Source organism: Aquabacterium sp., assembly GCF_036273115.1.
Taxonomy (GTDB): Bacteria; Pseudomonadota; Gammaproteobacteria; order Burkholderiales; family Burkholderiaceae_C; genus Aquabacterium.
The window spans coordinates 146965-161470 of record NZ_DASUIN010000002.1 but is presented as its reverse complement, the minus strand read 5'-3'; the positions used below and the strand labels follow the sequence as shown (position 1 = coordinate 161470).

Annotated in this window: 13 protein-coding genes; 4 read left to right on the top strand and 9 right to left on the bottom strand. The window is 58.7% G+C overall.

Going from position 1 to position 14506, the window contains the following annotated elements:
- Positions 1-32 precede the first annotated feature (32 nt).
- Genes tssG through VFW72_RS01455 form a run of 7 tightly spaced genes read right to left on the bottom strand, consistent with a single transcriptional unit; the run spans position 33 to position 6866 of the window.
- A complete protein-coding gene (tssG, locus tag VFW72_RS01485; protein WP_329672487.1) occupies positions 33-1169 on the bottom strand; it encodes a type VI secretion system baseplate subunit TssG in 1137 nt (378 codons plus the stop codon).
- Positions 1133-3046: a type VI secretion system baseplate subunit TssF gene (tssF, locus tag VFW72_RS01480; protein WP_329672486.1), complete on the bottom strand. Its 1914-nt coding sequence runs from the start codon at positions 3044-3046 to the stop codon at positions 1133-1135. The genes tssG and tssF overlap by 37 nt, the downstream gene beginning before the upstream one ends.
- A gap of 26 nt (positions 3047-3072) precedes the next feature.
- Complete coding sequence (tssE, locus tag VFW72_RS01475; RefSeq protein ID WP_329672485.1) at positions 3073-3522, bottom strand: type VI secretion system baseplate subunit TssE; 450 nt, start codon at positions 3520-3522, stop codon at positions 3073-3075.
- A gap of 51 nt (positions 3523-3573) precedes the next feature.
- On the bottom strand, positions 3574-4134 hold the full coding sequence (locus VFW72_RS01470) for an Hcp family type VI secretion system effector (protein ID WP_329672484.1): 561 nt from the start codon (positions 4132-4134) through the stop codon (positions 3574-3576).
- 39 nt (positions 4135-4173) lie between these two features.
- On the bottom strand, positions 4174-5649 hold the full coding sequence (tssC, locus tag VFW72_RS01465; RefSeq protein WP_329672483.1) for a type VI secretion system contractile sheath large subunit: 1476 nt from the start codon (positions 5647-5649) through the stop codon (positions 4174-4176).
- Positions 5650-5654: 5 nt separating this feature from the next.
- Positions 5655-6170: a type VI secretion system contractile sheath small subunit gene (gene tssB, locus VFW72_RS01460; RefSeq protein WP_329672482.1), complete on the bottom strand. Its 516-nt coding sequence runs from the start codon at positions 6168-6170 to the stop codon at positions 5655-5657.
- A gap of 27 nt (positions 6171-6197) precedes the next feature.
- Positions 6198-6866, bottom strand: coding sequence for a hypothetical protein (locus VFW72_RS01455; RefSeq protein WP_329672481.1), 669 nt, complete (start codon positions 6864-6866; stop codon positions 6198-6200).
- A 246-nt stretch (positions 6867-7112) separates the two neighbouring features.
- On the opposite strand from VFW72_RS01455, the gene tssJ reads away from it, so the two are divergent.
- From tssJ to icmH, 3 genes are read left to right on the top strand one after another with little or no spacing between them, the layout of a single operon-like run.
- Positions 7113-7802, top strand: coding sequence for a type VI secretion system lipoprotein TssJ (gene tssJ, locus VFW72_RS01450; RefSeq protein WP_329672480.1), 690 nt, complete (start codon positions 7113-7115; stop codon positions 7800-7802).
- Positions 7799-9157, top strand: a complete 1359-nt coding sequence (gene tssK, locus VFW72_RS01445; protein WP_329672479.1) for a type VI secretion system baseplate subunit TssK — start codon at positions 7799-7801, stop codon at positions 9155-9157. The genes tssJ and tssK overlap by 4 nt, the downstream gene beginning before the upstream one ends.
- A gap of 19 nt (positions 9158-9176) precedes the next feature.
- Positions 9177-9929, top strand: a complete 753-nt coding sequence (gene icmH, locus VFW72_RS01440; protein WP_329672478.1) for a type IVB secretion system protein IcmH/DotU — start codon at positions 9177-9179, stop codon at positions 9927-9929.
- A gap of 18 nt (positions 9930-9947) precedes the next feature.
- Here the strand turns inward: icmH and VFW72_RS01435 are convergent, their stop codons facing one another.
- A complete protein-coding gene (locus VFW72_RS01435) occupies positions 9948-11297 on the bottom strand; it encodes a replication-associated recombination protein A (protein WP_329672477.1) in 1350 nt (449 codons plus the stop codon).
- A gap of 616 nt (positions 11298-11913) precedes the next feature.
- Between VFW72_RS01435 and VFW72_RS01430 the strand changes: the two genes are divergently transcribed.
- Complete coding sequence (locus VFW72_RS01430; protein ID WP_329672476.1) at positions 11914-13818, top strand: DEAD/DEAH box helicase; 1905 nt, start codon at positions 11914-11916, stop codon at positions 13816-13818.
- Here VFW72_RS01430 and lolA read toward each other — a convergent pair whose 3' ends face one another.
- Positions 13819-14490 (bottom strand): outer membrane lipoprotein chaperone LolA, encoded by a 672-nt coding sequence (gene lolA / locus VFW72_RS01425; protein WP_329672475.1) that lies wholly within the window; start codon positions 14488-14490, stop codon positions 13819-13821.
- Positions 14491-14506: the final 16 nt, after the last annotated feature.

Genomic DNA, 14506 nt, shown 5'->3' with positions numbered 1-14506 from the left:
AAACTTGTTTTGAATTGTTGAAATCGAGTGACTCAGGCCACAGCCTGAATGTCATAACAGACATCGGCCCGGTCCTCATTGGCCGGCGCCGTCTGCAAGAAGGTATCCCAGCCCAGACGGCTGAGGTTCGGAGCACGGCTCGAGTCCAGCACCAGTGGCTTCACATGGTCACGCTGCAGCACCAGCTTGACCTCGAAGGAGAGACTCGAACCAAAGCACAACAGCAACCACTCTTGCAAGGCACGAGCCCCCCGACTGCCGGGCAAGAACTGTTGCATGCGCTCGTGCGGGATAGGGCCCAGCTCAACCTGCATGCACAGGTCACGCTGCCAGACTCGGTCACCCAACATGGCCGAGGTACCCAGCACGCCCTGGCTCGGGTTATGCGGGTTAATGATCCCCAGATAAGCCCGCCCAGCCTCCGGCAACTGATACCAGCGCCCAACGAACTGCTCGATGCGTACTGGCACTCGGAAGTAGTCCTGCAGCACCGCTTGCACCTGTGCCACCGACCAGGTGCCTTGTTGAATGGCCCCTGCGTAATAGGCCAACGCCTCTGGCGGTATGGCTCGCCCTCGCCCGGCAGGCGCCCTGCGTGTGGCATGCGCCATGCCCGCCAGCGACAAAGTCATCGGCAGGAATGAACTGGTCCTGCTGGCCTCGTACTGGAAAGGCAAACGGTGCTTGCGCCAGGCGTCGTAAAACATCGCCACAGCCCGATGGCTGAAGATGTCCATGAAGGCCCGCGCACCAAAGTCCTTCTGATACAGCTCACGCTGGGCCAATGCCTCTGTGTAAAACAATGGCAAGGTACCCGTCACGCCCAACAGCCCCATGAAGGCCGGCGTCATGTCCACCCTGGCGATGTCAGAGGGGCGAATCTGTTCCAGGCTGGGCTGCATCGGTGCGCCAACCGAGGCCGGCACTGACGACGGGCCGCCAGAATCGTCTTGCCGCCATTGAACCTTCAGCGATTCGATGGCACTGGCGGGAAACGACAGCGACAAGGAGTTGCGGAAGTTGATGCGGCTCAGCCCTCGCCCGCCCGGCGTGCCCTTATCCAGCCAACGGTCCAGCAACCGAACAGCTTGAAAGAAATCGAACTGCTGCGGTTCTTGCAGCAGCCGATGAATCACACCAGTTGCTTCGCGCCGTTGCGTGGGGGGCATGACATCACCACCTCTTGCGTGCGAGCAGACACCACCGTCAACTGGGTGAAGCTGTTGGCATGCACATACAAGCCAAAGAAACGATCAAGCACTGCGACAAACAGCCCCAGCCCCGACCCCACAAAACTGTCTTCGTCCACGGTCACACGCACCTGCGTGCCACGAACAAAGTTGGCAAACGGCTTGCCCGGCAGCCAGGCCGTGGTCGCTGCAAAAGCCACATCGACCAAGCCATCGATCTGACGACGGTTGCTCGCCGAGCGCGACAGGTCATACAGACGGAACATCTCCTTCAAACCATCCACGCCGGCGTCCGACAAAGACAGATGGTTCAAAGACAGATGAGAAATCAAGCGCCACAAAGCACCATTGCCCCGATCGAACCGCTGGGTCTGCGTAGGCTTGCGCAGCAAGCGAATCTCCTTCGCCATGCCGCCGCCTTCCATGAACAGATCGCCACCCTGCACGCCGAAGGGCAACATCGAAGGCAGGTCTCGATTCGTGGCCGACACGGTCAGGGACAAGGTCTCGGTTTGCGGCAAAGCCGGGTTGAAATCGAGATCGACAATGGAAATCTCTGTTTCGTAGCCAGGGCTTTGCTCAGCCAGATCGTCATCTCGCCGCGCATGCCAGTAGCGTGCAGGCGCTTGATTCACGGATGAATCTTCTTCGGCCAGCCAGTCATCGTGGCGCAACGAGAAGAAGGGGCGAAACTCTTCCACCTCTTCCCCCGTGGCTGACTTTTTCACACGAAACACCTTGTGAATGCCATGCACCTCGTACCCGAACGCGCGACGGGCATCCACCACCACGGGGTAAGACGTGGCCTGCTGCGTAACGCGGATCGGGTCAGCCGGCTGCTCGAACAAGTTGATAATCGGGGTGCAGCCCAACACCAAGTTTCGGGCCTCGGTCATTTCCAGAAGACGCGACTCATCGGAGTCTGACCGTACACCGGACATGACCAGATGCAGGGTGATGGCGCGATCGTGCGATGCCGCCCCCTCACCAGCGTCAGATGACTGCATCAAAGCAGTGTTACGAGGCACGGGCACATCAACAAAGTTGAACTTGTCAGGGAATGCGAAGTATTCGGTCAGCAGCCGATAGGCTTGGTGCGAACGGGCATCCCAGTTCAGCAATGACTGGTCGTCATCAAACCCGACCAACTGCGGCTTGAGTGCCTGCGGCAAGCCCAATGTTTCGGTGGCCTGCCAAGGGCGGTGCTCATGCGTTTGCACCAACACATCCAACACACGACGGCACAGCGCCTCGCGCAGCACACTGACCTGCGATGCCTCGCCATCAAGATAGAAGCGCAATGGCTGTTGCAACACAGAAGCCCAGGAGGCTTGTGGCGACTGCAGCGATAGCTTGATCGACAAGACCGAGGTGGCGCCCTGCGGCAGGCGCGAGCCTTGGGGAGCAGCAATGGCATTGCGGTACTGCGCCTGCACCACCTGCAAAGGCAACAGCGTCACGGCCTGGGTGGTTTTGAACTTGCAGGTCACGCCCTTAAGCGGTCTAGCAGAGACCGTGGTGCCGCGCTCAACGATTGCAGGCTTGGTCAACTGACCTGCGGCGCTACCCAAGTCAAGCTGAGCGATCGAGCAGGCGGGAAACGGTCGGAGGTAGTGCGGATACAGCACCTCCAGCATGGATTCGGTGAAAAGCGGGAAATCGTCGTCAAGTCGCTTGTGGACGCGTGCTGCCAGCAGCGCAAAGGACTCGATCATCCGTTCGGCGTGGGGATCATCGGAAACGTCTGCGGACAAAGACAAACGCCCGGCGATCTTGGGATAACGCTGCGCAAAGATCGATGCCGCTTGACGCAACTGAGACAACTCACGCTCGTAGTGAGGCAGCAAATTTTGCATGACTGAGCGCCTGCGAATGTCTGACTTTATCGGGTCTTTGAAACCTGATACCGCAAATTATTGGGGTGAAGAATGGCGTCGAAGCTCACCATCTCGTTGGCCTCACGCGTGATCAGCAAAGCCTGGATCGAAAAGTGCAACCTCTGACTCGCGTCGTCACGCGCCATCACTGAGACCACGACATCGCTCAGACGTGGCTCGTGCTTCACCAGAGCGCGTCGGATGTCCTCACAAATCAGTTCACGATCGCCTTCTTTAGCCAAACTCAGTGACACGAAGTCCCGAAGGCCAAACGACAAAACTGACTGCTGGACGGCTGGAAAACCCGACAAAGCGACTTCGGTCAGCCCACAACGGGTGTTCAATATGGCTTCAACGTCACGTGCCACGCTGTCCTTGAGCTGATCAATCGAAATGTGCCCACGAGGATCCCAATCGACATCCAGCAGCTTTTCAAACAGATTCAGCGCAAACAAAATGGCACCTCAAAGGGGCAACGACTCAAAAGTCGTTGCCCTTCAATCACATCAGCCGAACTTGGCTTCGTTGGTTGCCAGGTTCCAAGAACCGGTGCCAGTCACAGTGGCGGCTGTGCCATCCAGCTTGGATGCCATGTATTCCCACTGCACAGCAGAATACTTCAGGCCGAACGTTTCTTTCGGGAAGCCATCGGCGCTAACCGACGGAGCAACCGAGGAGACCAAAACGTTCTTCAAGCGGATCACCAGATACTTCACGCGGCTGTTAGTGGTGTTGCCATCGAACGAACCCGTTTGACCGTTGGCACGGTAGAACGTGATTTCGACGTCAGGCGTCACCAAGCCTTGCGAAGCAGCTTGCCACAGCTTCGGGCTTGCGGAGTCAATGTCCTTCACAAAGATCATTTCGTCATGTTCGCAACGCTCAGCTGTATGCCCGCCAGTCGTCGAGGCACTCGCCGACTTAGGCTGACGAATCACGTGAGACCACGAATCCACCTCGATAGTGGGCCTGGTATTTTGGGCAACAGCGCCGCCACTACCGTGAGTCTTGTCTCGCACATCACCCTTGATGGCCGAGTTCTTAAACTCGATGTAAATGTCCTTCACAGATTTTCCTTCCGATTAATTATTAGTAATCAACGAGCATCAGGCGCCACCAGGCAACTCAGCAACCAAGCGCAAAGAAACCGACAGCTCGTCCAACTGAAAGTGCGGGCGGACGAATGCCACCGCACGGTACGTTCCGGGTCGCCCAGGAACCTCCTGCACCTCAACTGAGGCTTCACGGAGAGGGTACTTGGCCTTCGCTTCATGGGATGCGCTGTCATCCGCAAGCACGTATTGAGAGATCCAGTTATTCAAGTAGGTCTCGACGTTACCCGCCGAAGCAAAGCTACCAATCTTGTCGCGCATCATCGCCTTCAGATAGTGCGCAATTCGACAGACAGAGAAGATGTACTGCAATTGGGCCGCCAGCGCAGCATTGGCATTAGCAGCGGGGCTGTCGTACTTTTTGGCTTTCTGCACCGACTGTGCACCAAAGAATGCGGCGTAGTCGGTGTTCTTGCAGTGAACAAGAGGAACAAAGCCCAGGTCGCTCAATTCCTTCTCTCGACGGTCGGTAATGGCAATCTCCGTCGGGCATTTCAATGCCACTTCTCCATCATCGGTTTTGAAGGTGTGCGTCGGCAGGTCTTCCACCAGGCCGCCCCCCTCTACGCCACGAATCGCGGCGCACCAGCCATAATTTTCAAAGGCTGCAGTCAAACGTGCGCCAAATGCATAGGCGGCATTGACCCAGAGATATTTGTCGTGATTAGTGCCATCTACGTTCTCGACAAAGTTAAACCCTTCTGTGGTGCTGCCATCCTTGGGATCAAATGGCAAGCGCCCCAAGAATCGCGGCAGAGTCAACGCGACATAGCGAGAGTCTTCAGATTCACGGAAAGACTTCCACTTGGCGTATTCGACCGTATCAAACACCTTGGACAGATCGCGAGGCTTGCCGAGATCTGTATACGACTCCAAGCCCATGATTTCGGCCGACGCCGAGGAAATAAAAGGGGCGTGAGCTGCCGCAGCAACGTGCGACATCTGCTCAACGAAGTACATATCCTCAGCGCCACGGCCGATTTCATAGTCACCGACCATGGCGGCGAATGGCGCACCACCGAAGGTGCCAAACTCCTCTTCATAGACTTTCTTGAACAGCGCCGATTGATCAAAATCGATGGCTGTTTTGAAGTCCTTTACCAGCTCTTTCTTCGAGGCATTGAAGACCTTGATCTTCATCTGTTCGCCCGTAGACGTCTGCTTACAAAGATATTGCAGGCCTGTCCATGAGGATTCCAGCTTTTGGAACTCGGCTGCATGCATGACCTCACTCAACTGCATCGAAATGAGTTGATCCAGTTCGGCAATACGCGCATCGATGGTCGCAGAAAGGTTGTCGGAGACCGTAACGGTACCCTGCATAACTTCCTTGACCAACTCGGTGATCAGATCTTTCGCACGAGCATGCTCGGTGTCCGTCTTGGCGACCTTGCTTTGCGAGACGATGTCGTCCAACAGGCTCGCAGATTCAACCAAAACACCGGTTTGCGGTTGGAGTTGTGCACTCATGTTGATCACTCCTGGGGCTGCTGGGTCTCTTCACCCAGTTGTTTCAACTTCTCGGTGTTTGTCAACACTTCGCCCAGCACATCTTCCAGCTTGTCGTTACCAGCCAGCTTGTTACGCAGGTCAGAAAGCTTGGTACGTGCATCCAGCAGCTTGCGCAAGGGCTCAACTTGTTGAGCGACCGACTCGGGGCGGAAGTCTTCCATCTTGTTGAACTGGAGGTTCACGGCGAACTCACCGCCCTCTTCACTCAACTTGTTCTTGACACGGAAGGAAGCACGAGGCGCCATACCCGACATAACCTCGTCGAAGTTATCCATGTCGATGTTGACGAACTTGCGGTCCTTCAACTTGGGCAAGGGCTTATCTGGGTCTTGTTGACCTGTGAAGTCACCCATCACACCCATCACAAAAGGCAGCTCCTTTTGTTCAACGGCATCACCGACTTCAACGTCGTAAGTCAGCTGAACACGCGGCGGGCGCACGCGCTCCAGACGTTTTTGCACGCTGTCTTTCTTGGCCATGGAAGGCTCCTCTCTGTTGAACTTGGATTACTGCAATGCGCCAAAGGGATTGCTGCGACCACCTGCAGCAGCAGGCTGGGCAGCGGGCTTGGCGCTGGATGTGGAAACGGGGGCAGCGGTGGTGGCTGCAGGCTTGGCAGCAGGTGCCGAAGCTGCAGGGCGGGTGCTGCGGGAAGACTTCTTGGACTCGGGCTTTTCAGCAGCTGGCTGAGGCAACAAAATGGGCTCACCGAGCGCTTCGCGGATGATCTTCGCAACGGCTTCGGCCTCACTGCGAGTTGAGCCCTTGACCTCGTCGACCTTGCGCAACTGGTCCAGTGCATCGGCACTGACGCGCAGGCCGCTGACCGCGAGAATGCTCTTGGCGGTCAGGTCGGTGTTGTCGCGCTGCAGAACTTCTCGGGCTTCGGTAATGGCTTGGCCGTACAGGCGAGCGTCAAAGTGAATCTGGGCCTTGCGCAGCCATGGCATCTTGCTGGCAGGATCCAGATCGGACGCGGCTTCAAGTTCGGTAAAGGCCTCATCGGTCTTGCCCTGAGCATGAGCCTTGTCGGCAGCAGCAATGCGCTCGGCCACCTTATCGGCCAATGTAGGTGCCTTCTCAGCACCGTTGGAATTCAATGTGGAACAGGCCGCCAGATTCAAGGCGAAGACCGACACAACCGCATAGCAAATGCTGCGGCTCAAGAGCTGCATACTCACACTCATACTCCCTGACTTCTTTGGTATGGACCCCGCAGCGCCAAGTGGGCTGGGCTGCGGCAGGCGCGATTAAATCCCAAAACTTTCAGAGAGGGTTCGTTGCATTGCGAGCGTTACACACTCTTTCTTCTGGTTGCAAAACAGCGCCCCCTCTTGTGGGGGGAATGATGATTTTTGAGCCGCGCAGGCCCCTACACTCCGCGCACCATTGGGCTTCGTCCGCCCACACTAAAAAGAAGTATGCAAGCAGGGAAGATGTCGTTTGTGGCCATGGCGGCGATGGTGTGCCTGAGCGGTTGCGCCAGCGCTCCCAAGCCGCCCGCCGAGATGCCAGCAGGAGCGGAAAAGGGCTCGTCTTTCACAGACAAGGCTCTTGAGTTCTTTGGCATCAAAAAGCCTGAGGCGCCTCAGGCAACAGACAAGCCTGACCTGGCCATGCCTGATCGTCGCATCAACTGGAAACTGGCCGCCAGCGACGCACTGAATCTGAACGCGCAAGGCCAACCGGTGGCCCTGTTGACTCGTATCTATAAGCTCAAGAGTGCTGACGCTTTTCTGAAAGCACCCTACGAAGCGTTTGGCGATGTGGCTCGGGAAAAAGAGTTGATGGGTGACGACCTGCTCGAAAGCCGAGATCTGCAACTCATCCCAGGGCAACACTACGAGTCGACCGACAAGGTCAAACGCGAAGCCAATTTCGTGGGCATCGTTGCGCTGTATCGTGCCCCTGCACCCACTCATTGGCGCTATGCCTTCAAGGCAGATAAGGTGGAGTGGTCTGGCATCAGCATTGGCTTGCACGCATGCGCCATGACCGTTCAGAAGGGCAACCCCGAGGGCAAGTCGGTACAAGTCGCTCGATCTGCGGCCATGCCCTGCCCCATGACCCAACAGCCAGCAGCCCCCGCTGCGAACGAGGCTCAGCCGTGATTCAAACATCCAAAGTTCTCTGGGGCGAAGGCCTCTTCTTGCGCCCACAGCATTTCCAGCATCAAGACGCCTACCACGAGTGGCGCCTGGCGCAAGTTACACGCTTGCTGCATCCATATGCCTGGGGTTTGCGGTCCATCCAGATCGATGCTGACGCGCTGCAAACAGGCATGCTGCGCGTGCTCGAACTGCAAGCTGTGCTGCCTGATGGCGAGTTGTACAACGCCCCAACCGAAGACGATTTGCCGCCACCGGTTGCGCTGAGCGAGTTGGCTGACGTCTCGCAAGGCAGCAATGATCTGGTCTTTCACCTGGCGCTGGCCCCCTTGCGACACAGTGGCACCAACATGGCTGCCAGCCGTGAAGCCGCTGATGTGGCGGTGCGCTACTTCCAGCACCCTGTGCAAGCAGCCGACGTGTTCACACAGGCAGCCCAATCGGAGGTGATCGTGCTGCGCAAGTCGGCGCGCATGCTGCCCGATGCCGAGCCACGAGGCCATTTGGTCTCGCTGCCAGTCCTCAAGTTGAAGCGCACCTCGACAGGCGGCTTCGAGCAGGACACACGCTTCATGCCACCGGCCATCAATCTGCAGGCGTCTTCGGCGGTGTTGCTACAACTGCGTCGGCTGCTGGACGTGCTGCAAGCCAAGGTCGACGCGCTCTATGGCATGCACCGTGAGCCCAGCAAGAACATCATTGAGTTCCGCTCCGGTGATGTGGCCTCGTTCTGGTTGCTGCACACCGCCAGCACGGCCTTTGCAGGCTTGTCACACCTGGCACGTAACCCTGGCTTGCACCCTGAACGACTGTTCGAGAAGCTGCTGGAAGTGGCTGGCTCGCTGATGACCTTCTCGAAGAATTTCACGCTGGCCGATCTGCCGGCATACGACCACCTCAACCCCGGCCCTGGGTTCAGCCGACTGGACCAGATCGTTCGCGATTTGCTGGAAACCGTGATCTCGACGCGCTACTTCGCCATCGCGCTCAATGAGGTCATGCCGAGCTTCCATCAAGGGCGACTGGAATCGGAAGCCGTCGCACAGGGCACTCAGCTGTATCTGGGGGTGTCGGCCGCCATGCCGCCAGCAGAGCTGGTAGAGATGGTGCCCTCGCGCTTCAAGGTGGGCGCACCGGACGATGTCGACAAGCTGGTGCTATCGGCCATGCCGGGTGTGCGCCTGGTACATGCACCACAGGTGCCTGCGGCCGTGCCCGTTCGCCCAGGCAGCTACTACTTCACGTTAGAGCCACGCGGCGCTTTGTACGAACGCATGATGCAGGCTCAGGCCATCACGATCTACGCCCCTGCGGGCATGAGCGATTTGCGACTCGAATTGATCGCCGCCAACGCTTGAACACAGAGAATCGATCACCATGGTTGCCACCACTGTCAACACCCTGCCGCATCAGGCTCAAGCGGCCACTGAACCCGTTTTGCTTGACCTGATGTACGACGGCTTTTACTTGCTGTTTCTGCTCAAGGCCAAACATCCACCATCTGATGCGGAGGTGTTTCGAGATCGCATCAAGCAGTTCCTGAGCAACTTTGAGCGACAGGCCAGCAAGCAAGGCGCCAATGCCGATGACATCTACGCGTGCAAGTACGCGTTTTGCGCCACGATTGACGAGGCGATCCTGATGTCGCAGTTCAAGGCCAAGGAAGCCTGGCAGCGCATGCCTTTGCAGGTGCAGTATTTCGGCGAGCAACTGGCCGGCGAACAGTTCTTCACCAAACTGGAAGAGCTGCGTCGCCATGGCACCGCGCAAATCCAGGTGCTGGAGGTCTTCCACATGTGCCTGCTACTGGGTTTCCAGGGCAAGTACTTGCTGGAAGGCTCTGAAAAGCTGAGCTACCTGACCGCTCGCCTGGGCGATGAAATTGCGAACCTGAAGGGCAAGCGCGCCGCCTTTGCACCGCATTGGCAAGCACCTGACCGTGTCATTCACCAACTGAAGAATGAAGTACCGTTGTGGGTGGTCGCATCGGTATTGGGTACCCTGTCTCTGCTCGGCTATCTGGGCTTGCGCATGCAACTGGGCCACCATACTGACAGCTCACTCAGCGCACCGCAGCACATTGTTCAGTTGGCTCCGCAGGCGGCTCGGGTCACCATCACGCTGCCCTGAGCAATCGCCGTCGCTCACTCATTCGTCAGCGTCTGGAGCGGTGGCTCGCCCGTCGCCAAGCAAGCTGCGCAAGTGAGCCACCCGCTCGCCGATCTTGATTTCCAGGCCACGCGCCACGGGCTGATAGAAGCCTTGTGGCGGCATGCCATCCGGGAAATAGCGCTCGCCTCGCGCAACGGCATCGGGTTCATCATGAGCGTAGCGATAGCCCTCGCCATGCCCCAAGGTTTTCATGAGCTTGGTGGGCGCATTGCGCAAGTGCATGGGCACCGGACGCGTCACGTCTTGCTTCACCCAGGCCTTGGCGGCTTTGTATGCGGCATACACCGCGTTGCTCTTGGGCGCCACAGCCAGGTACACCACGCACTGCGCCAAAGTCAGCTCACCCTCAGGTGAACCCAAGCGCTCATAGGTTTCGGCGGCATCCAATGCCATTCGCAAAGCGCGCGGGTCTGCCAGGCCAATGTCTTCACTGGCCATGCGAATCAGACGCCGAACGATGTAGCGTGGATCCACGCCGCCATCCACCATGCGCACGAACCAATACAAGGCAGCATCGGGGTCGGAGCCTCGCACCGATTTATGCAGAGCCGAAATGGTGTCGTAGAACTGATCGCCACCTTTATCGTAGCGACGCAGCTGCTCACCCAGTGAGCGCTCCAGCATGGCCTCGTCAATGAGCGGCCGCCCTTTGAGCAAACCGGCCAGAGTTTCATAGGTATTGAGCAGTCGGCGGGCGTCGCCGTCGGCATAAGCAATGAGTCGCGCCTGAGCAGGCTGCGTCAACTCCGGGCCCTGCAAAGCCATGCGCCCTTTCTCCAGAAGAGCAACCATGGCCGCGTCATCGACTGCGCGCAAGACATGTACCGTCGCGCGAGAGAGCAAGGCCGCATTGACTTCAAAAGAGGGGTTTTCGGTGGTGGCCCCAATGAAGGTGAACAAACCCGATTCGACATGCGGCAAGAAGGCATCTTGCTGAGCTTTGTTGAAGCGGTGCACCTCATCAACGAAGACGATGGTCCGACGCCCGGCCTTTTGCGCCAGCAATGCCTGCTCAACCGCCTCACGAATGTCTTTGACGCCGCCCAGCACCGCCGAGATGCTGAGGAACTGGGCATCAAATGCCAGCGCCATGAGGCGGGCCAGGGTGGTCTTGCCCACACCCGGAGGCCCCCAGAGAATCATGGAATGCGGTTGCCCGGACTCAAACGCCACGCGCAGGGGCTGACCTTCACCCAATAGGTGGTCTTGCCCCACCACGTCATCCAGTGTGCGCGGGCGCAAGCGTTCGGCCAACGGGGCAGACACCGCCGCAGACGGCGCGACCGTGCTTGGCAATTCAGATTCAGGCAACAGACTCTCTTGCATGGCTGAATTGTCGCAGCCCACCCGGGCCGCGCCTTCCCCGAGTTGAATATGACAATTTGATGAAGGTTTCTCCTGATTTGGAACCCTGGAAACAGGCGCATGCTGAACCTCTAAAGATTCTTCAATCGGAGGTGCCTCATGTTGACCATCAGCCTGCTCTTCTTGATCGCCACGCCCGTTGCCATTGACCTCGCTTTGCGTGGCCGACACCGGACGATTGAGCTGTCCATGATCCGTCCGGACTAAGCGGACCCTGCGAATGAAGGGGGGATGTAGACAAAATCAAACAAGTGTGGGACAATCCCTAACTTATTCGTTCATCCCCTCTAACCCTTTCAAGCCGGGTTGTGCCGTCGGGCACCAACCAGAAGCGTGTCTTGAGTTTAGGTTGGCGGCGATGCCGTCGCTTACAACCGACTCACCGTGATCTCTTTGCGCCGAGTGCGCCTGTCACGAAGTACGGACACGATCACCGATTCTGGTCATCGATCCCCATAGCGACTCCACCCTGTACCAGGGCGTCTAGGCACTTTGTTGTCAGGCTCTGGTCGTGGCGTTTTGTTTCTTGCCTTTCGAGGGCAAGTGGCAGCGCTTTGTTTTGGCTTGAAAGAAGTTAATGAACACTGAAATCGATACCCCTCGCAATTTTGATGACGCCGTTGAAGTGGATGACGGGGCCGTCAAGTTTGACGATCTGGGTCTGAGCCCCGAGCTGTGCCGCGCCCTGGCTGATTCCGGCTACACCCACCCCACCACCGTTCAGGTACAGGCCATTCCTGCTGCCATGAACGGCTCTGACCTGCGTGTGGCCTCCAGCACCGGTAGCGGCAAAACCGCTGCTTTCATGCTGCCCTGCCTGGAGCGCATCGTGTCGGCCCGTGGCGACAACACCAAGCGTCGCGAAAAAGGCAAGGTGCACGGTCCTCGCGTGCTGGTCCTGGCCCCCACCCGCGAACTGGCCATGCAAGTGGCCAAGGCAGCGCAAACTTACGGCAAGCATCTGCAAGGTCTGCGTGTGGCCACGGTGGTGGGTGGCGTGCCTTACGGCGCCCAATTGAAGGCCCTGAAAGGCCCTCTGGATGTGCTGATTGCCACCCCTGGCCGCTTGCTGGACCACATGAACACCGGTGCAGCCGTGCTGTCCAACCTGGAAACCCTGGTGCTGGACGAAGCCGACCGCATGCTGGACATGGGCTTCATTGACGACATCGAAGCGATTGCCGAAGCCACCCCCGAGAACCGTCAGACACTGATGTTCAGCGCGACCTTCGCGGGCCACGTGGGTGAATTGGCTGAGCGTTTGACTCAGAACGCTGTGCGCATCGAGGTGGCATCCCACACCGACAGCCACGACAACATCGAGCAACGCTTGCACCTGGCTGACACCCTGGCCCACAAGAATGATTTGCTGGACAGCTTGCTGACCACCAAGGAAGTGGACCAAGCCGTGGTGTTCACCAGCACCCAACGCGATGCCGACGTGCTGGCCGACCGCCTGGCCGACATGGGCCACGCCGTGGCCGCTCTGCACGGTGGCATGCCACAAGGACGCCGCAATCGCGTGCTGCAAGCCTTGCGCAACCGCCAGCTGCGCGTGCTGGTGGCCACCGATGTGGCTGCTCGCGGCATCGACGTGCCCACCATCACCCACGTGATCAACTACGGCATGCCCATGAAGGCCGAAGACTATGTGCACCGCATTGGCCGTACGGGCCGCGCTGGTCGCAGTGGTCTGGCCGTCACGCTGGTTGAGCGTCGTGACATTCCCATGCTGCGTCGCATTGAGCGCTTCACCACCCAGCGTATTCCTGAAGCCGTGATCGAAGGCCTGGAGCCCAAGACCAAGCTGGCTGCAGAGCGTGGCGGCCCCCGTCGCGACAAGCCCGGCTTTGGCCCTCGCCGTGATGACCGTGGTTCGCGCTTTGGTGGCCGCCGTGATGACTTTGGTCAAGGCGATCGCTTCCAGGACCGTGAGGCCCCTCGCTCATTTGCTCGCGGCGAAGGCCGTCCTGAGCAAGGTGGCGAGCGCGGTGAGTTTGGCCGTTTTGGCAGCGACCGCCCGAAGCGTCCGTTCGCCGACCAGCCTTTCGGCAAGAAGCCGTTTGGCGCGCGTGGCGATCGCCCCCAAGGTGACCGTCCGTTCGGCGATCGTCCTTTCGGTGACCGCGGCTTCCAGGATCGCGGTGAGCGCTCGTTTGGTGGTGACCGCCCACAACAAGATCGCCCATTTGGGGATCGTCCGTTCGCGGACCGCGCCCCCCGTGGCGACCGCCCCGCTTTTGGCGACAAGCCTTTCGGTCAACGCCCTGGCAACAAGTTTGGCGGCAAGCCATTCGGCCAACGCGATGGCCAACGTGAAGACCGCGGCCAAGGCGAGCGCTCGTTCGGTGGCGACAAGCCTTTCGGCGGCAAGCCCTTTGGTGGCAAGCCTTCGTTCGGTGCCAAGCCTGGTTTCAACAAAGGCCCGAAGCCAGGCTTCGGTGGCGGCAAGCGCGGTGGCTTTGCTCGCCGCGAAGACTGATCAAGGCTGATTGAGCACGTCCGCCCCCTGGGGCGGCGTGAACTGGAATCGCGCGGCGGGCAAGGTCACCTTGCTTTCAAACTGCGCGAAATCCAACCTGGACCGCTGCCCAAAGCTGTCCAGAATTTCGAGTGCGGCCAAGTTGGGGCCGCGAAAACCCACTCGAACCGACTGGAACTGCCCGTCTTTCGTGCGCGGCAGGGCCTCCACCCATTCGATTGAAGCATCTCGTTGTTGCGAGCCCGGAGAGGTCGCGGCCGCCGCACTGGTCGAAGACGCAGCAACATTCTTCAAGACGAAGTCTTTTTCAAGTGAGCCGCCCGCCAACAGGGCGGCTGGCGTGGACCCCATGGCCTGGCTCATGGGTTTGACGGTAACCTGATTCAGGTCCGCATCCCACAACCAGACTTTCTGCCCATCACCCACGATGACCTGTTCGACAGGCAACTGGTAGGTGAACCGGAATTTATTGGGTCGCTGAAACTCCAGACTGCCCGACGATTTGCGTACCCGCTTGCCATCAGGCGAGGTGACCACTTGCGTGAAGGCCCCTCGGCCTGACTGCACGTCTTTGACGAAGGCGCGCAGCGTGTCCACGCCATCGGCCTGGGCTTGCAAAGCGCAGCCCATCAGGCCCAGCCCCCACAATGGGACCCAGATTCTTTTGCTCATGCGTATCACCGTTTGA